Genomic DNA, 23,693 nt, shown 5'->3' with positions numbered 1-23,693 from the left:
GATAGAGCAAGAGTATTGAAAGGAAGAAGGGTTAGTCATGCATATTACACCAGAAGCAAAACAATTAATTAACAATATACTTGAAGAACAGGAGATAACAGGAATTCGCTTGTATTTTAAAGGAATTAGCTGTGAAATCCCTAATATTGGGTTAGCTTTTGAAGAGCCTTTTGAAAATGATGAAATGTATGAAGTCGATGGAGTACAAGTAGCAATGGAAGCTTCTATTGTGCCTTATACAAATGAATTAATGCTAGATGTTCATACAACGCCGTACGGTCCAGGTTTAGCATTAGTTGGGGCTAAAGAGGCTGAATAAAAAATGTATGTAAGAGAAGCTAACAGGTTTGTTGTTTGTTTTGGTAAACCTTGGTTTACTTAATTTAAACGTTAGTGAAATGGAGGGGGACCTATGCTTCTTTCTCATCATGTAACGGTTGAACAAAGACAGCAAATCAAACGCTTTAAGCAGCAAATACAAGACGCAAAAACGCTAGAGGAGCGCCGTTTGTATCAAGCACAGCTAAATAAATTTGTTGAGCGCCTATTTATTGAGAATCGCTTGCAGCGCAGCGGCGAACAATAAAAAACACCTAGAAAAGAAACCTTCAAAGAAGGTTTCTTTTTTTTAGTAGATTATTATACTTTTACACTTTGCAATTATTCATTTTCTTATATATCGCCCTTTATCTACTTGGAATCTGGTTTTCTGTATGAATATAGCACTAAAAACGTGTAAGTGACTATTAAATGAAAGCGCTTTCTGTTATAGTGAAGGTATAGAATGGTACTTGTTCACCTACAGTGTTCATAAGGAGTGGTTTGTATGATTGAAAGAGGAAACTTCTTAATTGGTTTAGCGTGGGGAACATCTTTGAGCATACCTTTATGGATCGCATTCTTTGGCTGGATAAAATTAGTTTGGCGCTTGCTTTAAATAAAAACAAAAAAAGTAAAAAAACTTCAGTGAATATGCGCTGAAGTTTTTTCAAACAACATAAATAGGTATTAAGAACTATTAAATAAATTATAATTTTTAACGATAAGTAAATAAGACTACTATAAATATTATTTTGGATTTTTTAGGTTCCTAATGTTTTAGGTCTTATTACACAACGGAAAGCAGGAGTACAAATTGAAAAGCTATCGTTTAGTAAGTTTCTCTACCTTATGTATCTGTCTACTCTTTTTATTCATTTCACCTTTTCAAGATACATCTAGTGCGTCAACTGATAAATATCAAAATTTCAAGCAGCTCTCACAGCACGAGTCTTCAGCTAGCTATAAAGTGACGACCAAAGAAACGAAAAGCCCTGTCCTTATCTTTGCTCCACACGGTGGAGGAATTGAAGGGGGGACAAGCGAAATTGCCCAAGAGCTTGGCAAACAAAATGCTCTTTACCTATTCGAATCGTTAAAGTCGAAAGGATCACGAGACCTGCACCTCACAAGCACTCATTTTGATGAGCCCACAGCGCGTAAGATGGTAAGCAAGTATGATAATGTTTTATCTCTTCACGGGTATTCTGAGAACGAAAAACATATTTTTGTGGGCGGGACTGATCGGGAGCGCGCAAAAAAATTAACGCAGTTATTAAATCAAAATGGATTTCCTGCCGAACTGATTACAAAAGGGCACGATGAGATTGCAGGCATTAACTCTGGAAATATTGCAAATAAAAATCGTACCGGGAAAAGTATTCAATTAGAGATTAGCCAACCGCTGCGAAGTGCTATGTTTCATTCATTCACTTCAAAAGGAAGAGCTTCGTCTAAAACTCAAACTTTTTATAAGTTTACAAATGTGCTTTCTACATTCGCTTCTACTTCTTACTGAATCCAAAAAAGAATGCTTTCGCAAGCATTCTTTTTTTATAAACTAGTTTTGCTACTCGTGACTTATAATAGGTTTCCAGTTAAAATCTTTTACATCTTGAACAGAAGGTTTTCTCACGTGCTGTAAGCTTTCTTTATTACACGCTCCATAAACTATAAAATTTTCCTGAGCTTCTATTAAAGAAATAGAGTTGGCTCCTAATTCGTTGGCATTCAGCTTTTGGTACGGATCGTCTTCCCAAAAACATATCTCACAAATGTCATAGTCACCATCACTGTCTAAAGATTGATAACCACAGCAAGGGCATGTATACTTTTTCATTGTTTCTATCCTTTCTGTATGGGATTTTAAGCTAGAAAAAAGTCAGTCATCTTATTTAACTATTTTACTATATTCAAGGATAGTCCGAAAGAAAATTCAAAAAAATCACAGCGGCATCTTTCCTAGGATTTGTGAACATTTTATAACGAATTGGTAATAGTTATTGTGAGACTGAGTAAAAAAGGAGTACACTTACTAGGAAAATAGATCGTGTTCGGAAACGTCTACATAAAAACATTTTTGGATATGATGAAAAAAGAAAAAAGAGATAGGGAGTCATAAATATGAAAAAAATAATAGGTTTACTTTTAGCATGCTTTTTAGCTGTTCCGACAGTTAGTTTTGCTCATACACATGTGCAAACAACCGTGCCGGAAAATGGTGCAACTGTTACAGCTCCTCTAAAAGAAATTAAATTAACCTTTGAAACACACATCGAGAAAATCAGTACTGTAACCGTTACAAAAGATGGACAAAAAATTTCACTTGCATCGCAAAAAGTAGAGGGTCATGATTTAATAGCTTCTCTCGATCAGCCTCTTAAAAACGGATCTTACACAGTGGACTGGGAAATTGTAGGGGAAGATGGTCATGTAATGAAAGATTCGATTGCTTTTAAAGTAGATGTGAAAGATGAAGCGAAAGAAGAGAATACTCAAGCAGCCGGAAAAGATAGTGAAAAAAAGCAAGACGCCACGCAATCCGAACAGCACCAAAAAAGTGCAGTAGCAAATGATGAAAAAACAGAGAACAATGATTCTTCATCGTTTTTTGTTATCATGATTATTGCTATTGTAGTTGTGGTTGGAGCATTACTCTTAATCTTCAGAAAGAAAAAGTCTTAAAAAGATGAGTATTTTGTTGCCTGTTTTTGAGTGGTTCACATACGTAGGTCTTTCCTTATTATTAGGATTTGCCGTACTGCAATATGTACCGCTTACAAAAAAGCCAACAATTTTATTATCAAAGCGATGGCTACTTGCAAGTGCAGCGGCTGTCGCTATTTTTTCGGTTGGAAATTCGCTTGAGATTATTTTATCTTTTTCAAAAATAAGAGGGTTAGGTGAAACAGTTCGTCTTGTATTATTGGAAACAAGAACGGGACACGCCTGGATCTTTGTTGTGCTAATTGCTATTTTATGTATGGTTGCTGTTTCAATAGAGAGCCACCCTCATATGTATACATTACTGACTGTAGCCTTGGTGGGAGGAATCGCCTACGCAAGTCACGCAGCATCCGCTTCTGCGCTTAGCGGCATGCTTTCTCATTCTCTTCATATTTTAGCAGTTGGACTGTGGGGAGGGGTGGTTCTGATTGTTTCCGCTTTTTCAAAAGAAACCTCCAATTGGAAAAGTTTCTTAAGCTGGTTTACTCCTTTTGCAATCGCTTGTTTTGTGCTTCTTTCATTAAGTGGGTTCATTTCGATGGTCATTATCATGGGTCTGTCCAACTATGTAAATTCATGGGCTACAGATTACGGGCAGTCCCTTTTGCTAAAGCATATTACGATTATTCCGCTGCTTGCATTTGCCGTCCTCAATGGCTTTCTTATGAAAAAAACGATAAAACATCCAGAATATAAGCCCGTGATGTGGATTCGAGCAGAAAGCATTATTTTGCTTATCATTTTTTTATTTACAGCTATCATGGTAACGCAATCGCCGCCAACTAATATAAGTCATATGGCAATGGATTCATCGATTCTTCCATTTATCTATGGGAAACAAGTGACGCTCCCTCTAACGTTTCACGTAACGATTGTGGGAATCCTATTCTTATTTGTCGCACTGCTGTTTTTTGTGTATTTACTTATTTGTTTTTACAAAAAGACAGTATGGCTTAGCGTATTAAGTTCGGGTTTGTTTGTTTTTGCTTTTTATATTGCGATGATGACAAGTATTCAAGTCTAAAAACAGTGAGAAATATCTCACTGTTTTTTTATTAGCCCTTAAAAGCTGTATTATCTCTCGGGCCTTTTCCCGGAGAAGGAGGCATCGGCATTTGGGAATTAGAACCAGAGTTAGAGCTAGAACCAGAGCCGGACGTAGAGCCGCTTGGAGGCGATATATTTCCTGCGTTTCCAAAAATAACGATCCCGCCAGAAATTGTTCCAATAGAAATAGATTTAATATAAACAGACATCCTTATTCAACCTCTCATCTAGTAAAAGAATTCAGTGTACCATAATGTATGACCAGCTTGTCATTTTCGTATAGACGAGTTTGAAAAATAGGTAAAAGCTTAGAAGTTCAGGTTAAGAAAGGAAATGGTGTAAAATAAGATGGAACTTTGAAGGTAAAGTGTGTGGTGTTTGCCTAAAGTGTGTATACCACCTATTAAAAGAATTAGAAAGGAACTAAGATGAATACGCAAAAAGGAATTCATTTTTCATTTAAAAAATTATGGTTGCTAACGAACCCTCCGACAGGAAAGCTACTCATTTCGTTCATACTGGCCTTAATTAATACCGGAGCGTCGCTTTCTATCCCTCTTGTCATTAAAGAAGTGATGGAGAAAATTGCAGTAGGCGTCTCACCGCAGCTTATAGCAGGACTCCTTGGTTTATTCGCTGCTCAAATGGTAACAAGCGCAGTATCTCTTTATCTCCTTGCTCAAGTAGGACAAGGTGTTGTAAAAGAACTCAGACATAAAGTGTGGAACAAGCTCATAAAGCTTCCGATTTCATTTTACGACCAAAACCGTTCCGGTGAAATGGTAAGCCGCATTACAAATGATACAACCATTGTGATGAATTTATTGTCAACAGAAATGATTGACTTTGTTAAAAATATTTTATCTATTATCGTTGCCATTGTTATTTTATTTACGCTTGATGTACCCATGACGCTCATTTTATTAGCGGTTATTCCCGTTATGTTTGTACTGGTTATGCCCCTAGCGCGAAAAATACATAAAATTTCACGTGAGCAGCAGGATAAAATGTCCAAGCTTACAGCTTTTTTAGCTCAAATGCTGAGTGAAATCCGCTTGATTAAAGTATCCGGTTCAGAGAAAAAAGAAGTTGGTTCCGGCTTACAATCGTTTCAGTCACTCTACCTCTTCGGTGTAAAGAGAGCTAAAATTGAAGCCATCATTACCCCGATTATTAGCACGGTGATGACCGCTGTTATGATTGCCATCGTCGGGTTTGGTGCATATCGTGTGAGTGAGGGATTTATCACTGCAGGAGAGCTGGTAGCTTTTGTTCTTTACCTTTTTCAAATTATGGTTCCGGTTGGTTCACTTACCCGATTTGTTACTAGCTTTCAGCAAACTAAAGGAGCTTCAGAAAGAATCTTTGATATATTAGCTGAGAAAGAAGAGAACTATGAAAATGGAGAAGTGCTTGAACAGGTAGGGAGTTTAAGGTTCGATAAAGTTGCTTTTCAATATGAAGATAAACCAGTATTGCAGGAAGTTTCATTTTCTGCTAAAAAAGGAGAAGTTACCGCTTTTGTTGGACCTAGCGGAGCTGGAAAATCTACTGTTTTTTCGCTTATCGAACGCTTTTATGAGCCTTCATCGGGGCGCATATTCTTGGATGGAACAGACAGTCAAAACGTCAACTTACGTTCGTGGCGTCACCTGTTTAGCTATGTTCAGCAGGATTCTCCGATTTTAGCAGGAACAATTCGAGAAAATCTCATTTACGGATTAGAGCGGCATGTGACGGATGAAGAAATAGAAGAAGCAGCGAAGTTAGCGAATGCTCATCATTTCATTCAGTCCTTTGAAGATCAATATGAAACAATGATTGGAGAAAGAGGTATTAATCTCTCAGGGGGACAGCGACAGCGTATTGCAATTGCCCGAGCGCTGTTACGCAATCCCCAGTTTTTACTACTGGACGAAGCAACAGCTAGCTTAGACTCCGAATCAGAAAAGCTTGTGCAAGAGTCATTGGAAACGGTAATGAAAGAACGCACATCACTCGTCATTGCACATCGTCTATCTACGGTCATTAATGCGGACCAAATTGTTGTAATAGAAGAAGGGAAGGTTACAGGAAGCGGAACGCATAAAGAGCTGTTAGCCTCTCATTCTTTTTACCGGCGTTTGGTAGAGCAGCAGTTTCAAACATCCCTATAGAACAAACAAAAAAGACTGCTTTTAAGCAGTCTTTTTTTAGTTTATTTATTTAGCTTTTTAACTAATTCATCACCCATTAATTCAGAAGAAAAAGGATCTCGGCTTGTGACAATTTGATCATTTGCCCAAACAGCATATGCTTTTTTATCCATCTCAGGGATGTAATTAGCCACTTCACGAAGTTCTTGTTCTAAACTGTATGGTAAAAAAGGAAGTACTTCTTCCGGTTCAATTTCATCAGGATAACCGGTTACGTCTAGTCCTTTAATTAACAGTTCATCATCGGATCCTTTCAAGAAAGCAAAAACAGAAGGTCCGTGACACTCAGCTGCTAAAATACCTCCATTGTCGTACACTTTGTTCATAAGTGCATGCAAGTCCACATTTTTTGCTAAGTCAAACATAGCGCCGTGGCCGCCTACTACTAAGATAACATCATAGTTCTCAGCATCTACTTCTTCAAGTTTCATTGTTTGATCCGCTCTTCCTGATTCATATAATTTCTTATACGTTCCGTCTGGATCAAAGTCTTCTGAAATACTTCGAACGTCTACTTCCGGCTTACCTCCAAAAGGTGAGGCTAAATCAACGGTGTGCCCTGCGTCCTCAAGCTTTTGCAGCGGAGCAAATAATTCTTCTGCCCACCAACCTGTGTGATAATCTTTCTCTTCGTATCCGCTTGATAATACAGCTAACACTCTTGCCATGTTTATACCTCCTAAATGATGTAAAACGTATAGTGATACATATCATGTATTCATTGTGAACTGTACCCTATATAAAAAAACTTTAAACAATGGTAAGTTATGAAAAGGTAGCGTGAATCATAAACAAAACCAAAAAAGAGATAGCAAATTTAAGATGCCACTTTTTATCTGTACGCTTATAGCGCTTCACGCCCATCACGAGTAAACAAGCTAGAACAGCCATCGTAATAATTCCTGAAAAGTACGTAAAATTTGCTTGAAATCCTTTTATTAAAGCCATATAACCATGTAAAATAATCATGGCCGTTGATATAAGAGCAATGGGAACGTGCCACTGACGAACATACTTGGCTAAAAATTGGATAAGCGGTTTTAACTCAAAATTTCCTTTTTTTATGTGCGATAACGGTTTCCATTTTAATAATAAAAAAATAGGATAAATGGCTAAAGCTGCAAAAAAACCAATTCGTGCGATTGAACCAAGCTCTTTAAAATTCCCTTCATATATTTTAGAATCGAGTGGAAGGGAATGTTTATAAATAGGGATGTAAATAAGCCCTGCTACAACTAGTAAAAAAGAGATAGTAAAGATAAAGATCACTTTTTTGCGCTCATTTTTATTTTTGATTAATGTCTGTAGCCATGATTTTTTAGCTGGAGATTTAGCTGAATTCATTTTCTTCCTCCTTGGAAAAAACTAGTTAGTATCAGTATGAACTTTTTTTCTTAAAAATTCTTTAAAAGTCCTTCTTTTTTAGAAAAATTCATTTTTTTCTTGGCAATACGCGTTATAGTTAAACAAAGGGTTTAAAAAGGAGATGAATATATGAAAAAAAGAATAAGTATATCTATAATCAGTCTTTGTTTACTTTTAACGGCCTGTGGTCAGGAACCTGCTCAAACCACAAATGCTGAGCAGCCAAAACCGTTGGACGTAAATCTTCAAGGCCCAGAGACTTTACAGAAAAATGAAAGTGGTATCTACAAAGCCGAAGTTACATATGGAGACGAAAAAGTGAAAAATGATGATGTTGAAATGATTGAATTTGAAATAGAAAAAAAAGATAGCGAAGGGAAAGGGAAGATGTTAAAGCCTAAACAAATAGGAGAAGGTGTATATGAAATACAAACATCTTTCTCTGAGCCTGGCACATATACCGTGCAATCACATGTTTCTGCAAAAGGGACGCATAACATGCCTCTTATAACCGTTACGATTAAATAAAAAAAGTCAAGGATTCTAATTCCTTGGCTTCTTTTCGTTTAGTATGTCCATTGAATTCCCATTCTACAAGGGGAAAAGGTTATTTGGAATAGGATGATGTTTTCTATCATCAATTAAAGTAATGCACTGAGCCAGCTGTTCAATTCCTCGTTTGATCGTATTCGTATTTACTTGTGAGATGCTTAATCGGAGAAGAGTGTCTCTTTTATATTCTGGTAAAAAAAATCTAGAGGCATCATCAACATATATGTGCTGCTCGTTTAGCATGTGAACAATCTGTTTTGCTGTCACATGCTCAGGCAAACTAATGGATAAATAGAATCCTGAAGTTGGTTTAGAAAAATGTGTATGAGCGGGTAGCAGTGAATCACATGCTTCTACAAGAGTTTGCATTTTGGTATGGTATACCTCTTTTATCTTTTTAAGATGACTCGTAAACATGCCGCTTTTTAAATAAATTTCAAGAGCACCTTGGGAAAGCGCTGAACTATTAAAATCTGAACTGAATTTATATCGTAAAAAGTTGCTATTCATTAACGAAGGAAGCACGACAGCAGCAATACGTAACCCAGGAAGAAAGACTTTCGAAAAGCTTTTAATGTAAATAACTCGTCCACAAGGATTAAAAGAAAATAAAGGATCTGATTTTGCATCGGGATCAAGGTCGCCCAAAAAGTCATCTTCCACTATATATACATCGTATTTTTCGGCTAGCTCCACGATTTTTTTCTTCTCAAAATTTGTATAACAATGCCCAAGAGGATTGTGAAATCTTGGAATAATGTAGAAAAATTTTATATCATTATTTCGAAAAATGTACTCCAAACGATCAAGATCAATCCCTTCCATCGATAGCTGGATCCCAAAAGTAGTAGCTTGGTGCACCGTAAGAGACTCGATAAAACCGAAATAAGTGGGCTGTTCAATTAGGATATTATTTTTTCCATTTGGAAAGGGCATAGAACCTAGTAAGTGAAGAGCTTGCTGAGACCCGGATACAACAACTAACCTTTCAGCTTGAGTGAACACCTGTAGGTTCTGCAAGTGTTTCACTAACTGTACCCTCAATGAGTAAGAGCCTTGTTGATCAGAGTATGTAAAAAGCTCTTCTTTGTAGTGTTCAATCGCTTGGTTTATACAATGCTGAAATTCAAGATAAGGCATAACGTTTTTATCTGGACCAGCAGACAAGAAATCAATCACTTCATTTTCATTCGTCCTATGTTGAAATTCTGCCACAACGTAGTAGCCGCTTTTAGGAACAGAATAAATTAAATGCTCTTTTTCTAGTTCACTGTACGCTTTGAGAACGGTATTCTTGCTGCACGAAAAAAGTTGGGAGAGTCGGCGAACAGAAGGGAGTTTACCACCTGCAATAAGCCATCCATTTGCTAGGCCAAGCTTAATTTCTTCCATGATTTTCAGATATTTTAAACTCATAGGTCATACTCCTTTAATTTGTACCCGTACAGATAGGTAAAAGAATGATTTATTTTAGTAGTTGTCCTGCGCTATCCTTTTAATTATATCAGAACTTTTTTTAGAAAAATGGTACAGTTCTGAAAAATAAAAAGACAGGGGTAGGGTAAGATGCAAAAAGAAATTAGAGAGAAAATGGGTGTATTGTTGGGATTAGTAGGCGTTATCTGTTTTAGCTTAACCCTTCCTTCTACAAGCATTGCAGTCGAGTATTTCGGAACGACAGTCGCCGGTTTAGGAAGAACAGCTGTAGCTGCTGTTTTAGTAGCTGTGATATTGATTGTACGAAAAGAAAAATTTCCTTCTCTCCGCCAATTTAAAAGTCTGCTGATCGTCGCTTTAGGCGCAGTTTTAGGGTTTCCTCTGCTCACTTCTTGGGCAATGAAATCCTTGCCTGTTTCTCACGGAGCGGTTGAAATCGCTCTTTTACCATTAGCCACAGCCGGTTTTGCGATGTTTAGAGGGGGTGAACGCCCTTCTTTAAAATTCTGGATATCAAGTATGATTGGTTCGGCAGCCGTTATCGTGTATGCTCTTCACCTTGGATTCGGTCAACTGCAGTTTGCTGATGCAGCTTTACTAGCAGCGGTGCTGATACTTGGACTGAGCTATGCAGAAGGAGGGGTGTTAGCAAGAGAATTAGGCAGCTGGCAAGTAATTGCTTGGGCCATTATCATCGGTGCACCTTTTTTTATGGTTCCAGTGGGACTAAGCATTACAGCTGAAATGCTCCATGCGCCTTTACAAGCATGGGTTAGTTTGATTTATCTCTCAGTAGTGAGTCAATTTTTAGCATACGTTGCTTGGTACAGCGGGATGGCTATGGGTGGAATAGCCAGAGTTAGCCAAGTTCAATATTTACAGCCATTTTTAATGATTCTGTTTGCAGCTCTATTTCTAGGTGAAACGATTACACTTTTTACTCTTGCTACAGCAATAATTGTTGTTTTTTCGGTTGTACTAGGCAAAAACGCTTCGGTGTCAAAAAAAGAAGTGCATCCACAGAAAATAGTGAATAAAGACGCTTAACTAATATGTGGATTTGTTACATTAAAACAACATGCTCTATTCCCATTAGCAATCGGCAGGTTCACTCAGTCTCCTGTTTTTCTATGTAAGTTTCAAGAGCCAAAGTATAAGAAATGAATGAATTTCCTATGTAAAAAAGGTATATAACGGTTTTTTTTCACATAGGTTGAACATTATACAAGAACTTGTACACCGAAAAAATACAATTAGACAAATAATTCGTATTGGGCTTGTCATATACATAGAGAGAAGAGGTAGTGATGAAAAAGGACGGGAGATAGAGGAGATAACGAGATGAACACTTTTTTGAAAGGAACGTTTATTCTAGCAGGTGCTGCCTTTGCAGGAGAGTTAATTGAATTTCTTGTAAATATGGTACTTGCTAGAGAATTAGGAAGGGAAGGCATGGGCATGTACATGACTGTTCTTCCTATCATTTTTCTTATTGCCACCGTAGCCAACTTAGAACTGCCTATTTCTATTTCTAAATTTCTTGCTGAACATCATCGCAAAGAACATCAGCATATGATGAAGCATGCCACCATTTTTGCTACTGCTGTGAGCTTGGGAATCTTTTTTATTACACTAGCAGTATTAGCAGCCTTTCCATTTTTTAGTCACTATCATCCTTACTTAAAATGGGTTGTCCTATGTTTCATTCCGGTTGTTTCGTTTTCAGCGGTGCTTCGTGGATATTTTACGGGTAAAAATAATATGACGACTATCGCTGTGTCTAATTTTATCCGCAAAGCCTTTCAGCTAACGATTTTATTTATTGTGTTTCAAATGTTTGCTTTCACAGATGTTAAAATGTCGCTGTTTATTGCGATTTGTACGCTAATTGGGACCGAAGCTGTTATTTTGCTTTATTTTTTTATCACGTATGTTACCCAGTTAAGTGTTTTATCAAGAGGGCACAGACCTCTGCTTTCTCCAAGTGAGATTCGGAAAAAGCTGTTAGGCGTCTCACTTCCGACCACGGGACTGCGTTTATTTAATGCGGTATGTAATGCTATTCAGCCGTTTTTAATCAAACACGCGCTCGTTTTATCGGGCATGACTTTAACCGGGGCAACGCAGCATTTTGGTATGCTAACAGGGGTAGCGATGTCGATCGGCTTTTTTCCGGCTTTCTTTGCTCATTCTCTTTTAGTAGCACTAATACCTGCTGTATCTGAAGCTCATGCGAAAAATCAGGAAGAACAGCTTCAAAGACTTTTGACTCAAAGTATGCAAATGACATTTTTATATGGGATTCCGTCTATAGTGGCGATGTATTTCTTTGCTGAGCCGCTTACTAACTTGTTTTTTCATTCTACAGAAGCCGTGTACTACCTAAAGGCTTTATGGCCGTATTTTCTTTTTCACTTTTTTGCCGTCCCGCTTCAAGCTTATTTAATTGGCCTTGGCTATGTAAAAGATGCTTTTTATCATACGATTTGGTCTCATATTGTATCTTTTTCCCTGATGTTTTTCTTAGGATCACAAACAAATATTGGCATGCAGGGAATTATTATCGGGATGAACTGTGGCGTGGTTGTCCTGACCGTTCTGCATTATGTAACGATTTGCAAAGTCATTAATGTTTCCTTTTTTTCACTTAAGCATAAAACGCATTTATCCTAAAAAAACCTCCAACAGTGAAGTTGGAGGTTTTTTGGTTACCAGTTATTCATAATTGAGCTAAACAGTGTAGCAGGGTCTTGTCCACCGCCGCCTGATAAGTATTTCGTTGTTTGCGTAGAATTAGCATTATCAAAGCCAGCGTGGATAGAAACGACTGCATCATCGGTATACCCGACAAACCAAGCATCTTTGACATCGTTGGTTGTACCGGTTTTACCTGCAGCATCTCGTGAAGAACGAGCGTTAACACCTGTTCCATAGCTTTTTTCAATCACATCTTGCAGCATGGATGTCATTGTATCTGCATTTTCTTCACTCATTACTTGCTCTGTCTGAATGTCTGGCTTTTTCACTTCACCGTCGCGCATCTCAATTTTTCGAATTGCGTACGGCTTAGTCATGACGCCTTTGTTAGCAAAAGTAGTATATCCTTGTGCTAACTGAAGGGGAGAGAACGTTGTGGTCGTTCCTCCAAGAGCAAGCCCTAATTTTGACTTATCATCATCTTCAAGAGGAAGTCCAGCTTTTTCCATGAATTTTGCGCTTGTATCAATACCAATTTGTTTTAAAAGCCAAACAGCTGGAACGTTAAGTGAACGAGTAAGTGCTTCACGCATTGTCACATGCTTTTGATATTCACCTTCTGCATTTTTAGGGCTATATCCACCGCCAAAGTCTTGTCGTTCGTCACTTAAGAGTGAAGTTGGTGTATAATCTCCAGTTTCTAAGGCTGGACCGTATACGGCTAACGGCTTAATAGCTGAACCAAGCTGATAGCCGCTTGTAGCACGGTTTAAGCCGTTTCGCTCATAGCTGCGTCCTCCATACATCGCTGAGATCCCACCTGTTTTAGGGTTAACAGCTGAAATTCCAACCTCTACTTTGCTGTTGATGTCATCATCTCGGAACGTATGATTTGCTACAGAGTTATTAATCGATTCCTGTAAATTAGGATCTAAATCTGTATAAATGGCATAACCACCCTTATAAAGGTCATCAGCAGATACGCCATATTGTTGAGCAGCTTCTTTAATTACATAATCAATAAATGCTTGATTGGAGTTCGGTTTTTTAACAGGAACACTAGGCTTGACTACACGTTCGTTTAACGCTTGCTGATACTGAGTATCGCTAATAACGTTTTGGTCATGCATCAGTTTCAATACAACGTTTCGTCGGGCTGTCGCTTTTTCTGTACTATTGCTTGGTGAATACGTACTCGGCGCTTTTGGCAGTCCCGCTAAAAGCGCAGCTTCGCCTACGGTTAAATCTGATACAGGCTTATTAAAATAAAGCTGAGAAGCTGCACCAATACCATATACACCGCTTCCGAAATAAATTTGATTTAAATATAATTCCAAAATTTGATCTTTTGTAAATTGTCTTTCTAAGCCAAGTGATAGAAACATTTCATCTACTTTACGTTTAATGGTCTTATCACTAGATAAGTAAAGATTTCTTGCTAGCTGCTGTGTAATGGTACTTGCGCCTTCAGCTTTACTCATTGTTACAATGTTCTTAAAAAGGGCGCGGCCAATACCTTGTAAATCAATCCCAAAATGCTTGTAAAAGCGACGGTCTTCCGTTGCAACAAACGCCATTTTTACATAATCGGGAATTTCATTGCTCGAAACATTTTGACGGGGAACGGTTTTATACAATTCGTCAATCTTACGGTCATTTTTGTCATAGACTACCGTACTTTGAACCGACTGCAGTTTCGAGTAAGATAAATCAGCCGTTTGCTGAAATTGCTTTAATACATAGGTAACTCCCAGCATTACAATTAAAACAACGACTAAAAAGGCTAAAATAAATTTCCTCATGTTGGTTCACTCCACTAAGTAATAATTCCATGTTCACACATAGCTACATTCTTCGTCTTTACAAGGTCGTTATGTAAAGAATGCTGAAGTTTGTTGACCCATTTAATCTTTCAACAGAGAAATGGGTGATAAAGTATTAACGTTCACAAGCTGACGCGCTAAGTTTAATAAAGGCTATTATTCAAGTGCAGGTAAGTTTTTAGGGTATAAGATGATTGACATAAATAGCTCTTTACGCAGTTATTTTTTGCTTACTCGCAGATGCTTCGTTTTTTATTAAACTGAAACAAAGTGAAATACAATCATCTGAACTTAGTTTACCCATAAATTTGTGTTTGTCAAATAAAGTCGTATAAAGCACCATTCGGGGCTTTGTTCCCCTTTATGAAAAAACAAGCTGATATTTTACGTTCTGTTTCTCATAGAAAAAAGTTGTTGTAACACGTATACGAAATAAGATTTAGTACGTTCGGGTATAAATGCTGATATCTGTTGAAAGTAACGAAATAAAGAAAAAATTAACTAATTTATCAGACTAGGGCACTTTTTATACGAAGAAGGACGGGCGAGTTTTAATCATTATCCACCTTTTGACGGGAGCACTTAGCTAAAAGTGGAATATTTCTTTCCCCGCTGTAAGTCAAACGAATTAAATACCTAGCTGCATATGAGCAATGGCCATATGAAGTTATTCAGTATTATGTGATACTGCCAGCAAAACATACAGGTATTTCTTTGACAGTAGTTCCTTTACAAATGCTTCGAAAGTTCTTATAATAAAATTATCTTTAATTCGAGATATTTAAAAGGAGTGGATATACGTGAAACATATTTTTAAAAAAGGAACGGACGAGACGAAACCGACTTTATTGCTGTTGCATGGTACAGGAGGTACAGAACAAGATCTGCTTCCTGTTGCGGATATGATTGATTCCTCTTGCTCGGTATTATCTGTAAGAGGAAATGTACTAGAAAACGGAATGCCTCGTTTCTTTAGACGTTTACAAGAAGGAATATTTGATATAGAAGATTTAATTGAACGCACAAAAGAACTTCATCAATTTTTAGATGAAGCGGCTGAAACATACTCATTCGATCGACACAACATCGTAGCTGTAGGCTACTCAAATGGTGCCAATATTGCAGGAAGTTTGCTATTTCATTATGAGAATTCTTTAAAAGGGGCAGCTCTTCTTCATCCGATGGTTCCAAGAAGAGGAATTGAAGTGCCTAAGACCGACGCTTCTATCTTTATTGGCGCAGGCAAAAACGACCCTATTTGCCCAGCATCAGAAACGGAAGAACTTTCTGCGCTTTTAGAAAAAGCTGGAGCGGACGTACAGGTGCATTGGGAATCATTTGGCCATCAGTTAACACGAACAGAAATTGAAGCAGCTGAAAAATGGTATCGAGCAAAATTTTAATTTAAAAACTTTCCGCATTCGTGCGGGAAGTTTTTTATTTTTAAAAAATAATGAAAGTTATCGTACAAAAGATAGATATAAATGGTAAAAAGTACTTTTTTTACTGAATGAAGGGAAATTTTATGATATCATTTTATTTCCGGTATATCCTTGCAGAATAGCTATTTTTAGGTAAAGTATCAAATTATTTTAAAATTCCTGGCTTCTATCACAAAAAATGAAACCAAAGTCTGAGTAAACCGTTATAATAAATGCAGGATTTAAATTCAAAAGGATGGTTAAAAGCATATGACTCGTTTTTTTATTGTTTTACTTTTCGTTCTAATGGTTATATGTGTATATACCATTATTTCGCAAACCCTTTACCGTCGCTATCATTCATCAGTCATAATAAAAGGGGCAAAAAAGCATAAAATAGCTATAACATTTGATGACGGACCTCATCCTGTTTATACACCAAAAATTTTGGACTTGTTCAAACTGCATGAAATGAAAGCTACTTTTTTTATTGTGGGAGAACTAGGGGAGAAACACCCGTCTATTTTAAACAGAATGATTGATGAAGGGCATGAAGTAGCTATACATCATCACCGTCATGTGAGTGCATGGACGCAAACACCTTGGCAATTAAAAAGACAAATTCATCAATGTGCACAGGTTATAGAGAAAGTAACCAATCAAAAGCCGCTTTTTTATCGTCCGCCGTGGGGACATTTAAATATGAGCAGTTTATCAATGGCCAAGCCATATCACCTTGTGATCTGGACAGGAATCTTTCAGGATTGGACACTAAAAACAACGAAAACGGCATTAGTTCAAAAACTAATGCGTAAAGTAGAAGATGGAGCCATTTTTGTGTTACACGATAATGGAGATACCCCGGGAGCAGATGAAAAAGCACCTGAAATGACGATTGCGGCGTTAGAAGAATTTTTACCTTACTTAAAACAGCAAGGGTATGAAAGTATAACCATGCAGCAATTGATGAATCAATCGTAAATAGAGGAGCGAGCAGTGGACTTAACAATTATTTCTCAGTATATACATTCCTATGGTTATATTGTTATTTTACTTGTACTTTTTTGTGGGATTGTTGGAATTCCAGCGCCTGAAGAATCATTTTTAATATTATTAGGCATGTTTATTGCCAAACATCAGCTGAACTTATACGAATCATCTCTTTTTGCTTTTTTAGGTGTTATCACTGGAATGCTTACTGCTTACGGGCTAGGAAGATATGCGGGAACCCCATTTTTTGATAAATACGGAAAATACGTAGGGTTAACCAAAGAGAAAATTGAAGCGGCAAGCGGCAGCTACCATAAATATGGGATATGGACCATTTTATTTGGTTTATATATTCCAGGCTTGCGTCAAATTAGCCCATATATGGCGGGAATAAGTCGCTATCCGTTTTTCCTTTATTTATTGTTATCGGTAGTAGGAAGTCTAGTATGGGTCCTTTCTTTTCTGATTCTAGGTTACTACGTAGGAGATCGAATTCATATTTCGTATATCATCATGGGCGCTGTAGCTTTTTTTGTCATTTATTTACTTATAAAAAGAACAAGAAACCGAAAACGTCTTGAGAGGAGGGATGGTCAATGAGGAAGGTTTTATTCTTACCGCTTTTTCAGATGCCATCTGGTCATCACCAAGTAGCAGACGCCGTTATGGATGCCATTATGGAGCGTTTTTCCCACGTTATTTGTCAAAAAATTGATTGTTTAAGCTATTGGAGCAAACCGCTTGAACAAATGATTTCATCGATATACATGAAATGGATTTCTGTTTTCCCAAAGCAGTTTGAAAAATTTTATTACGGTCATGTATACAAAAAAAACGACCATACGATGGACGATTTTGTTGTGAAAAAGTGGCCGATTATCGAATACCATATGAAGAAATTAATTGATGCAGAGCAGCCGGATGTCATTGTTTGTACACACAGCTTTCCTTCCTGTGTATTAAGCGGGTTAAAAGAAAAAGGAATCATTGATCTTCCTATTATAAACGTATACACAGACTTCTTAGTAAGCGACGTATGGGGTAAAAATGGAATTGAGCTTCACTGCGTGCCTGATCAGGATACAAAAGCGTTTTTACAAAACGTTCACGGTGTAAAAGAGTCTTCTATTTATGTAACGGGAATTCCTGTTCATAAAGCGTTTTTAAAAAGAAGGATTGACCATCTTATGCCACAGAAACATATATTGATTGCCGGAGGGAATTCCGGCCTTGGAAATGTACGCAAAATGCTTCAGCAGCTTCCGCAAAACTGTACGTATATGTATTATGTGCTGTGCGGAAAAAACAAAAAGTTGTATCAAGAACTAATAAAATTAAACCACCCGAGAATTAAAGCGGTCTCGTATGTAAAATCGAGAGAGAAAATGAATGATTTATATGAGGGAGCAGATGCCATTGTCACAAAAGCGGGGGGAGTGACAATTAGCGAAGCCCTTCACAAAAGACTACCTATTTTTATTCACTCCTCTCTTCCCGGTCAAGAACAAATTAACATTGAATATCTAAAAGAAAAAGAGCTGCTGATACCGCTTAATGAGGCTGAAGCCTTTGAACAGCAGCTTAAGAACATTTTAGAAAATGATGTGAAACGAAACCGGTTGATAAAACGGATGGACGAATATGTAGACAGCTTAGAAGTAAAAGTAGATCACGTGCTTGCAGATCACTTTAAGCTGTATCGATATGAGACAAGTCAAAATCAATTTTAAGCAGAACATTGGTTATTTCTTTTTACATTCGATAAACTAACTGTAGAGATAACAACTGTAGAAGGTTAGATGAAGTAAAAGGAGATTATAATATGAACTCAGTTATTGAAACGATTTTAAATCATCGTTCTATTCGCAAATATGAAGACAAACCATTGTCAGAAGAGCAAATTCAGACGATTGTAGAAAGCGCACAGGCAGCTTCCACATCAAGCTATATTCAAGCGTATTCCATTATTGGAGTAAAAGATAAAGAAACGAAGCGAAAGCTTGCTCAATTAGCAGGAAATCAGCCTTACGTAGAAACAAATGGACACTTCTTTGTATTTTGCGCTGACTTTCATCGTCATGATGTCATTGCGGAAATGGAGAAAAAAGACTTATCGACAGCGCTCGAAAGCACAGAGCAGTTTATGGTAGCTATTATTGACGTTGCTCTTGCTGCGCAAAATGCAACGCTTGCTGCTGAATCAATGGGACTTGGAGCTTGTTACATCGGCGGTTTGCGTAACGAATTAGAAGAAGTAAGCAAATTGTTAAAACTGCCTTATCATGTAATTCCGTTATTTGGTCTAACGGTTGGACACCCAGCGGGTATTACGGATAAAAAGCCGCGCTTACCATTTAAACATGTGTATCATGAAGAAACATATGAGCCGAACGATGAGCAGACGAAAAAAGAATTAACAGCGTATAACGAAGAAATTTCTGCTTATTACAACGAAAGAACAAATGGCAAACGCCAAGACACATGGACTGGTCAAATGGCCGACATGCTTTCCAATCCTAAGCGTATGTATATGAAAGAATTTGTTGAAAAGCAAGGATTTAATAAGAAATAAAAAAAGCTGGGACAAAAGTATTTTAGCCGAATTGAAAAGCGAACCGCTAATCAAAATTTTTGATTAGCGGTTCGCTTTTTTTGTTATAAAAAAACTGAATATACCCGTTAAATGATCAATAAAAAAGAAGAGGCATAGTCAGCAATGGTAGAGAAATTTAACTATTTTAGTAAAAACAACAATAAAAAGCAGTAAAAAGTAGAAACGTTTCATCATATAGCCAAATTATCAGAAATATTACGATTGAATGTTCTGTTTTGTTAAGTTTTGTAATAAAAGTAGCATGGCTCTGTAACGGCTGTGAAATGTGAGGATGATATCATTCAATCATTGAGTAAATAAGGAGGTATTCGTAATGAAAAAATTTATATTTACTCTAGGAACAACAGCAATCCTTTCAGCAGGATTTGTAGGTGCAGCTTCTGCTTCTACAAGCGGAACGTATCACGTAGAAAAAGGTGATACGTTATGGAAAGTCGCTCAAAAGCACAGCGTGAGCGTAGACGAGCTAAAAGATGCAAACAACTTAACATCTAATATTATTTATCCAAATCAAGAATTAAACGTAGCTACTATAAAAGAAATGACGCACAAAGTTCAGCAAGGAAACACCTTATGGTCTATCAGTCAGCAATACGGCGTGACGGTAGATCAAATTAAAGAATGGAACGGACTGAAGTCAGATTTAATTTATCCTGGCGAACAATTAAAAATTCAGTCTCCAAACGGCCAAGCTCAGCAATCAAGTCCTTCAGTAGCCCAAGCTGCTCCAGAAGCTCAGCAAGCTCAAGCGCCGGCTGAACAAACTCAAGAAGAACAGCAGCAAGCTCAAGTTGAACAAACTCAAGAAGAACAGCAGCAAGCTCAAGTTGAACAAGCTCAAAAAGAGCAGCAGCAGGCTCAAGCTGAACAAGCTCAAAAAGAGCAGCAGCAAGCTCAAGCTGAACAAGCTCAAAAAGAACAACAACCTGCTGAATCGTCACAACAAGCCAGCGGCAAATCAATGACAGTTGAAGCAACTGCCTATACGGCTAATTGTGCTGGATGTAGCGGTACGACTGCTACAGGAGTGGATTTAAAAGCAAATCCAAATCAAAAAGTAATCGCTGTTGACCCTAGTGTTATTCCATTAGGTTCGAAAGTTTATGTAGAAGGCTATGGTGAAGCTGTAGCTGCCGATACAGGTGGAGCAATTAAAGGCAATCGAATTGATGTATTCGTTCCTGCTGAAGGTGATGCTCAACAGTTCGGAAGAAAATCTGTTAAAATTACGGTTATGAACTAAGAAGTTCTTTATAAAATTGCTAGTCTAGTATAGAAATACATAGCTAGTAAAGCAAAAGAGGTGCCTTATGGCACCTCTTTTTACTTTATAATACGCTTTGCGCCCGCATAGCTGTTTTTCCAGTACGCTGTTGAAAGTGATTGCGTTTTAACGCCTTTGCTGCTGACATAAATGAATTCTTGTTTGTCTAGGTAAATTCCTACGACTGAAACGGATTTGCCGTTTTTAAAGAAAACTAAATCTCCAGCCTGCAGGCTGTTTTGCTTTACGTCCGTACCGCTTTTATACTGATCTGCTACTGTACGGGGAATAGAAATATTTGAACCCGCGTTTTTATATACATACTGTGTGTACCCTGATACATCAAAACCTTTTGGTGTCGTACCTCCATATTTATATGGCTTTCCAATTAGCGTTTTAGCATACGATACAATTTGCTGCTGTTTTGCACTAACAGAAGTTTGAGGTGCTGGAGCCGGCGAAGGTGCGCTTGCACTTTTCACTTTCAGCACTTGTCCGACTTTTAGCGCGTCTGTTTTTAAATTGTTTAATTTTTTTAATTCAGCTACCGTCATGCCGTACTTTTTAGCGACTGCTGTCAGCGTGTCTCCTTTTTTCACCGTGTAGGTGCCATTGCTATCAGCCGGTGTAGATGGAGCTGTTGGTGAAGGTTGAATATCTTCATCAAGCAAATAACTCATATTTGCGTTAAACGCTACTTTTCGCTTCGTTTTATAGCTCTTCGCTTTTTGCTGAAATTGCGTATTGTATGCGTTGATTTCTTTTTCAAAATTTGCAGAGATCTTATTAAATTCCGCGTCACTTACATCTCCATACGCATAGTCTTCAAGATCTACAATGTAATTGTAAAGAGCAATTAAGCTGTCGTATAAATACCCTTGAAGCTGATCAGCTTCTGAATTAAGGTGATTCATCGCATAATTTTTATCAGTCTTTGTTAGAAACTGGTCAATTTGATTCGCAAGCTGATCATATGCATCTAACGCTTTTTCGTCATCTTTTATTCCTTCAATTTCTTTTAGCTTTTTTTCTACGGTTTTATAAAATGGTGCGTAATAATCTGCTAGCGAATTAACGTCTTTTTGATAAACGCTGACAGAAGAAGCAGCATAAGCAGAGTGACTAAAAACAGGCGTTGTCACCGATGCTCCTACTAAAACAGATGCTGCTATAAATGGTACAAGTAGTTTCTCTTTTTTCATTTGTAAAGTCCCCCAAATATCCAAATAATAGTATAGCAGATAGATTATACTATATTAGGTTATAAAAGAACTAGTACTTTTCCTTTAATTTCATATTTTTTAGCAGTTTGCGTACTTGATAGAAGATAATCTAAGGAACAAAGAAAATATGTGATACAATGTACAAATATTCAGTTAAAAAGGAAGTGTACGATATGCAGCAATTTATCAAAGAAATAGCGCGCGGAAAAAGGGGATCAACTGACTTAACGTATGAACAAGCAAAAGAAGCAGCTCGCTTAATCGCTTCTGGACAAGCTACGGATGCTCAGATCGCTGCTTTTTTTATCGCGGAACGTATTAAAACTGAAAATGCAGATGAACTATTGGGATTCGTCCATGCTTTTCGTGAAAAAACAAAAGAAATACCGCTGTCTCAGCCTTTAAAAGATAAATCAATTGATTTTGCAAGCCCTTATGCAGGGAGGAATTCATTTTTTGCGACCATTCCTGTATCAATTTTATTAGCTGAAAGAGGTGTGCCAGCTTTTTTACACTGTACAGAAGCACTTCCTCCAAAGTTTGGAACAACGATTGAAGACGTACTTCATTCATTACAGATCCCTCAAGCTCAAACGATTGAAGACATCGGTCATGCGTTTGAAACGTTAAAAATTGGCTTTGTAAATGCCGAAACAATCTCTTATCCTCTTAGCCGCATCAAACAAGTTCGTCATGAAATTGGTGTAAGGACACTTATTAATACGGTTGAAAAACTACTAAACTTATCGAATGCTTCTTCTTTAATGATGGGCGCTTTTCACCGTACAGCCATTAATAAGATTGTGCCTATTTTTGCTTCTCTGCCTTTCAAACACGTATACGTGGTACAAGGGATAGAAGGATCAGAAGATGTACCTGTACATAGAAGCAGCTTTGTTTTTACGATCTCAGAAGGAGAGATGGAGTCGTTTATTGTCAATCCAAAAGAATACGGACTGTTTGTGGAAGAAGAGCACTTTGAAAAGAAAATAAGTGTTGAAAAACAAGTGGAATATGTGACGCGCATTCTGGAGGGGGAATCTTCTTCCGAACTGACTTACGTCTATAATCAAGTAGTATTAAACGCTGGCTTGCGCTATTATCTATTTGGCTATGAAGCTTCTATTGAAAAAGGAGTAGACTATGCAAAACGTCAGCTAGCTGAAGGTTTGGGCTGGAAACACCTGCAGAAATGGAAAACACAAGCGATTTCAGAAGAGTAAAAGGTGAGCAAACATGCTCATCTTTTTTTAGCGGAAGAGATAAATTCTTTGTTTTTTGTCAGAAAATTTACTATAATTAGTTATGTATTTTGTGTTAGAAAATATCACATTTGATGTTAATTAGAAAATAGATTAGCAGAAAGGAAGCTTTCATTGAAACTTACGTCGAGAGAACAAGAAAAATTAATGATTGTCGTAGCTGCAGACTTAGCAAGACGCCGTCAAACAAGAGGATTAAAACTTAATTATCCCGAAGCAGTAGCTATTATTACATATGAAATTATGGAAGGAGCTCGTGATGGCAAGACGGTAGCACAGCTAATGCGAGAAGGGACCAAGATTTTAAAACGAGAAGATGTAATGGAAGGTATTCCGGAAATGATTCATGATATTCAAGTGGAAGCTACCTTTCCAGACGGAACCAAGCTCGTCACTGTGCACGATCCAATTCGTTAAGAGGAGGGAAAGATATGATTCCAGGGGAATATTTCTTAAAAAAAGACCCAATCACATGCAATAACGGAAAGAAATCAATTAGCGTGACTGTAATCAACAGAGGCGATCGACCTGTTCAAGTAGGGTCACACTTTCATTTTTTTGAAGTGAATGCTGCGCTTGAGTTCCCCCGCGAAGCTTCGCTTGGCTATCATTTAAATATTCCGGCCGGTACAGCCGTTCGTTTTGAACCAGGTGATGCAAAAGAAGTGGATCTCGTTGCTTTCTCCGGAACAAGAGAAATCTACGGTCTTAACAATAAAACAAACAGATCGCTTTCTGATAGAAAGGAAGATGTATAA

25 protein-coding genes are annotated in these 23,693 nt (G+C 37.5%); 18 read left to right on the top strand and 7 right to left on the bottom strand.

Annotation, left to right across the window (positions count from 1 at the left end; translation table 11 throughout):
* The first annotated feature begins 37 nt into the window (after window positions 1-37).
* From BG04_RS27095 to BG04_RS27090, 3 genes are all read left to right on the top strand, one after another.
* Window positions 38-319 carry a hypothetical protein gene (locus tag BG04_RS27095; RefSeq protein ID WP_013057684.1) on the top strand — a complete coding sequence of 94 codons (282 nt, stop codon included), beginning with the start codon at window positions 38-40 and terminating at the stop codon, window positions 317-319.
* 93 nt (window positions 320-412) lie between these two features.
* Window positions 413-586, top strand: coding sequence for a hypothetical protein (locus BG04_RS31160; protein ID WP_162837684.1), 174 nt, complete (start codon window positions 413-415; stop codon window positions 584-586).
* 549 nt (window positions 587-1,135) lie between these two features.
* Window positions 1,136-1,837, top strand: coding sequence for a poly-gamma-glutamate hydrolase family protein (locus BG04_RS27090; protein ID WP_034650831.1), 702 nt, complete (start codon window positions 1,136-1,138; stop codon window positions 1,835-1,837).
* Window positions 1,838-1,888: 51 nt separating this feature from the next.
* Here BG04_RS27090 and BG04_RS27085 read toward each other — a convergent pair whose 3' ends face one another.
* Window positions 1,889-2,158, bottom strand: a complete 270-nt coding sequence (locus BG04_RS27085; protein WP_013057680.1) for a CPCC family cysteine-rich protein — start codon at window positions 2,156-2,158, stop codon at window positions 1,889-1,891.
* A 284-nt stretch (window positions 2,159-2,442) separates the two neighbouring features.
* Between BG04_RS27085 and BG04_RS27080 the strand changes: the two genes are divergently transcribed.
* Window positions 2,443-3,003: a copper resistance CopC family protein gene (locus BG04_RS27080; RefSeq protein ID WP_013083777.1), complete on the top strand. Its 561-nt coding sequence runs from the start codon at window positions 2,443-2,445 to the stop codon at window positions 3,001-3,003.
* 4 nt (window positions 3,004-3,007) lie between these two features.
* Complete coding sequence (locus BG04_RS27075) at window positions 3,008-4,069, top strand: copper resistance D family protein (protein ID WP_230586537.1); 1,062 nt, start codon at window positions 3,008-3,010, stop codon at window positions 4,067-4,069.
* A gap of 31 nt (window positions 4,070-4,100) precedes the next feature.
* On the opposite strand, the gene BG04_RS27070 is transcribed toward BG04_RS27075, so the two are convergent.
* Window positions 4,101-4,301, bottom strand: a complete 201-nt coding sequence (locus tag BG04_RS27070; protein ID WP_034650835.1) for a hypothetical protein — start codon at window positions 4,299-4,301, stop codon at window positions 4,101-4,103.
* A 219-nt stretch (window positions 4,302-4,520) separates the two neighbouring features.
* Between BG04_RS27070 and BG04_RS27065 the strand changes: the two genes are divergently transcribed.
* Window positions 4,521-6,248 (top strand): ABC transporter ATP-binding protein, encoded by a 1,728-nt coding sequence (locus tag BG04_RS27065; RefSeq protein WP_013083774.1) that lies wholly within the window; start codon window positions 4,521-4,523, stop codon window positions 6,246-6,248.
* Window positions 6,249-6,289: 41 nt separating this feature from the next.
* On the opposite strand, the gene BG04_RS27060 is transcribed toward BG04_RS27065, so the two are convergent.
* Together BG04_RS27060 and BG04_RS27055 are read right to left on the bottom strand one after the other, a co-directional pair.
* Entirely contained in the window at window positions 6,290-6,955 is a 666-nt protein-coding gene (locus BG04_RS27060) for a type 1 glutamine amidotransferase domain-containing protein (RefSeq protein WP_013083773.1), read from the bottom strand.
* A gap of 97 nt (window positions 6,956-7,052) precedes the next feature.
* Window positions 7,053-7,631: a hypothetical protein gene (locus BG04_RS27055; RefSeq protein WP_034650838.1), complete on the bottom strand. Its 579-nt coding sequence runs from the start codon at window positions 7,629-7,631 to the stop codon at window positions 7,053-7,055.
* A 150-nt stretch (window positions 7,632-7,781) separates the two neighbouring features.
* Here BG04_RS27055 and BG04_RS27050 point away from each other — a divergent pair, with 150 nt between their 5' ends.
* Entirely contained in the window at window positions 7,782-8,180 is a 399-nt protein-coding gene (locus tag BG04_RS27050) for a FixH family protein (protein ID WP_034650840.1), read from the top strand.
* A gap of 63 nt (window positions 8,181-8,243) precedes the next feature.
* On the opposite strand, the gene BG04_RS27045 is transcribed toward BG04_RS27050, so the two are convergent.
* Window positions 8,244-9,620, bottom strand: coding sequence for an aminotransferase-like domain-containing protein (locus tag BG04_RS27045; protein ID WP_034650843.1), 1,377 nt, complete (start codon window positions 9,618-9,620; stop codon window positions 8,244-8,246).
* Between the two features lie 150 nt (window positions 9,621-9,770).
* On the opposite strand from BG04_RS27045, the gene BG04_RS27040 reads away from it, so the two are divergent.
* Both BG04_RS27040 and BG04_RS27035 read left to right on the top strand, forming a co-directional pair.
* Window positions 9,771-10,688, top strand: a complete 918-nt coding sequence (locus BG04_RS27040; RefSeq protein ID WP_034650845.1) for a DMT family transporter — start codon at window positions 9,771-9,773, stop codon at window positions 10,686-10,688.
* A 294-nt stretch (window positions 10,689-10,982) separates the two neighbouring features.
* Entirely contained in the window at window positions 10,983-12,314 is a 1,332-nt protein-coding gene (locus BG04_RS27035; RefSeq protein ID WP_013083768.1) for a polysaccharide biosynthesis protein, read from the top strand.
* A 35-nt stretch (window positions 12,315-12,349) separates the two neighbouring features.
* Here the strand turns inward: BG04_RS27035 and BG04_RS27030 are convergent, their stop codons facing one another.
* Window positions 12,350-14,140 (bottom strand): transglycosylase domain-containing protein, encoded by a 1,791-nt coding sequence (locus BG04_RS27030; protein WP_013083767.1) that lies wholly within the window; start codon window positions 14,138-14,140, stop codon window positions 12,350-12,352.
* 821 nt (window positions 14,141-14,961) lie between these two features.
* On the opposite strand from BG04_RS27030, the gene BG04_RS27025 reads away from it, so the two are divergent.
* From BG04_RS27025 to BG04_RS27000, 6 genes are all read left to right on the top strand, one after another.
* Window positions 14,962-15,564, top strand: a complete 603-nt coding sequence (locus BG04_RS27025) for an alpha/beta hydrolase (RefSeq protein WP_016764687.1) — start codon at window positions 14,962-14,964, stop codon at window positions 15,562-15,564.
* A gap of 288 nt (window positions 15,565-15,852) precedes the next feature.
* Window positions 15,853-16,563, top strand: coding sequence for a polysaccharide deacetylase family protein (locus BG04_RS27020; RefSeq protein WP_016764686.1), 711 nt, complete (start codon window positions 15,853-15,855; stop codon window positions 16,561-16,563).
* 15 nt (window positions 16,564-16,578) lie between these two features.
* Window positions 16,579-17,172, top strand: coding sequence for a DedA family protein (locus BG04_RS27015; protein WP_016764685.1), 594 nt, complete (start codon window positions 16,579-16,581; stop codon window positions 17,170-17,172).
* Entirely contained in the window at window positions 17,169-18,302 is a 1,134-nt protein-coding gene (locus BG04_RS27010) for an MGDG synthase family glycosyltransferase (protein ID WP_034650848.1), read from the top strand. Before BG04_RS27015 ends, BG04_RS27010 begins: the two co-directional genes overlap by 4 nt.
* Before the next feature lie 92 nt (window positions 18,303-18,394).
* Entirely contained in the window at window positions 18,395-19,144 is a 750-nt protein-coding gene (nfsA, locus tag BG04_RS27005; RefSeq protein ID WP_034650851.1) for an oxygen-insensitive NADPH nitroreductase, read from the top strand.
* Window positions 19,145-19,499: 355 nt separating this feature from the next.
* Window positions 19,500-20,429, top strand: a complete 930-nt coding sequence (locus BG04_RS27000; RefSeq protein ID WP_034650854.1) for a 3D domain-containing protein — start codon at window positions 19,500-19,502, stop codon at window positions 20,427-20,429.
* An 80-nt stretch (window positions 20,430-20,509) separates the two neighbouring features.
* On the opposite strand, the gene BG04_RS26995 is transcribed toward BG04_RS27000, so the two are convergent.
* Window positions 20,510-21,652 (bottom strand): C40 family peptidase, encoded by a 1,143-nt coding sequence (locus BG04_RS26995; protein WP_034650857.1) that lies wholly within the window; start codon window positions 21,650-21,652, stop codon window positions 20,510-20,512.
* Window positions 21,653-21,846: 194 nt separating this feature from the next.
* Between BG04_RS26995 and BG04_RS26990 the strand changes: the two genes are divergently transcribed.
* The 3 genes from BG04_RS26990 (at window position 21,847) to BG04_RS26980 (ending at window position 23,693) form a co-directional block, all read left to right on the top strand.
* Complete coding sequence (locus BG04_RS26990; protein ID WP_034650859.1) at window positions 21,847-22,896, top strand: anthranilate phosphoribosyltransferase; 1,050 nt, start codon at window positions 21,847-21,849, stop codon at window positions 22,894-22,896.
* A gap of 153 nt (window positions 22,897-23,049) precedes the next feature.
* On the top strand, window positions 23,050-23,352 hold the full coding sequence (locus BG04_RS26985) for an urease subunit gamma (protein WP_013057659.1): 303 nt from the start codon (window positions 23,050-23,052) through the stop codon (window positions 23,350-23,352).
* 14 nt (window positions 23,353-23,366) lie between these two features.
* The gene (locus BG04_RS26980) at window positions 23,367-23,693 is read left to right on the top strand and encodes an urease subunit beta (protein WP_013083758.1); all 327 of its coding nucleotides are present in this window, start codon (window positions 23,367-23,369) and stop codon (window positions 23,691-23,693) included.

Source organism: Priestia megaterium NBRC 15308 = ATCC 14581 (assembly GCF_000832985.1).
GTDB classification, from domain to species: Bacteria; Bacillota; Bacilli; order Bacillales; family Bacillaceae_H; genus Priestia; species Priestia megaterium.
This window is presented reverse-complemented; position numbering and strand designations above follow the sequence as displayed.

Excerpts from the sequence above, each read along its gene's own strand:
- BG04_RS27095 (WP_013057684.1), top strand. The coding sequence starts at position 38 with ATGCATATTACACCAGAAGCAAAACAATTAATTAACAATATACTTGAA.
- BG04_RS31160 (WP_162837684.1), top strand. The coding sequence starts at position 413 with ATGCTTCTTTCTCATCATGTAACGGTTGAACAAAGACAGCAAATCAAA.
- BG04_RS27085 (WP_013057680.1), bottom strand. The coding sequence starts at position 2,158 with ATGAAAAAGTATACATGCCCTTGCTGTGGTTATCAATCTTTAGACAGT.
- BG04_RS27080 (WP_013083777.1), top strand. The coding sequence starts at position 2,443 with ATGAAAAAAATAATAGGTTTACTTTTAGCATGCTTTTTAGCTGTTCCG.
- BG04_RS27075 (WP_230586537.1), top strand. The coding sequence starts at position 3,008 with ATGAGTATTTTGTTGCCTGTTTTTGAGTGGTTCACATACGTAGGTCTT.
- BG04_RS27070 (WP_034650835.1), bottom strand. The coding sequence starts at position 4,301 with ATGTCTGTTTATATTAAATCTATTTCTATTGGAACAATTTCTGGCGGG.
- BG04_RS27065 (WP_013083774.1), top strand. The coding sequence starts at position 4,521 with ATGAATACGCAAAAAGGAATTCATTTTTCATTTAAAAAATTATGGTTG.
- BG04_RS27060 (WP_013083773.1), bottom strand. The coding sequence starts at position 6,955 with ATGGCAAGAGTGTTAGCTGTATTATCAAGCGGATACGAAGAGAAAGAT.
- BG04_RS27055 (WP_034650838.1), bottom strand. The coding sequence starts at position 7,631 with ATGAATTCAGCTAAATCTCCAGCTAAAAAATCATGGCTACAGACATTA.
- BG04_RS27050 (WP_034650840.1), top strand. The coding sequence starts at position 7,782 with ATGAAAAAAAGAATAAGTATATCTATAATCAGTCTTTGTTTACTTTTA.
- BG04_RS27045 (WP_034650843.1), bottom strand. The coding sequence starts at position 9,620 with ATGAGTTTAAAATATCTGAAAATCATGGAAGAAATTAAGCTTGGCCTA.
- BG04_RS27040 (WP_034650845.1), top strand. The coding sequence starts at position 9,771 with ATGCAAAAAGAAATTAGAGAGAAAATGGGTGTATTGTTGGGATTAGTA.
- BG04_RS27035 (WP_013083768.1), top strand. The coding sequence starts at position 10,983 with ATGAACACTTTTTTGAAAGGAACGTTTATTCTAGCAGGTGCTGCCTTT.
- BG04_RS27030 (WP_013083767.1), bottom strand. The coding sequence starts at position 14,140 with ATGAGGAAATTTATTTTAGCCTTTTTAGTCGTTGTTTTAATTGTAATG.
- BG04_RS27020 (WP_016764686.1), top strand. The coding sequence starts at position 15,853 with ATGACTCGTTTTTTTATTGTTTTACTTTTCGTTCTAATGGTTATATGT.
- BG04_RS27010 (WP_034650848.1), top strand. The coding sequence starts at position 17,169 with ATGAGGAAGGTTTTATTCTTACCGCTTTTTCAGATGCCATCTGGTCAT.
- nfsA (WP_034650851.1), top strand. The coding sequence starts at position 18,395 with ATGAACTCAGTTATTGAAACGATTTTAAATCATCGTTCTATTCGCAAA.
- BG04_RS27000 (WP_034650854.1), top strand. The coding sequence starts at position 19,500 with ATGAAAAAATTTATATTTACTCTAGGAACAACAGCAATCCTTTCAGCA.
- BG04_RS26995 (WP_034650857.1), bottom strand. The coding sequence starts at position 21,652 with ATGAAAAAAGAGAAACTACTTGTACCATTTATAGCAGCATCTGTTTTA.
- BG04_RS26990 (WP_034650859.1), top strand. The coding sequence starts at position 21,847 with ATGCAGCAATTTATCAAAGAAATAGCGCGCGGAAAAAGGGGATCAACT.
- BG04_RS26980 (WP_013083758.1), top strand. The coding sequence starts at position 23,367 with ATGATTCCAGGGGAATATTTCTTAAAAAAAGACCCAATCACATGCAAT.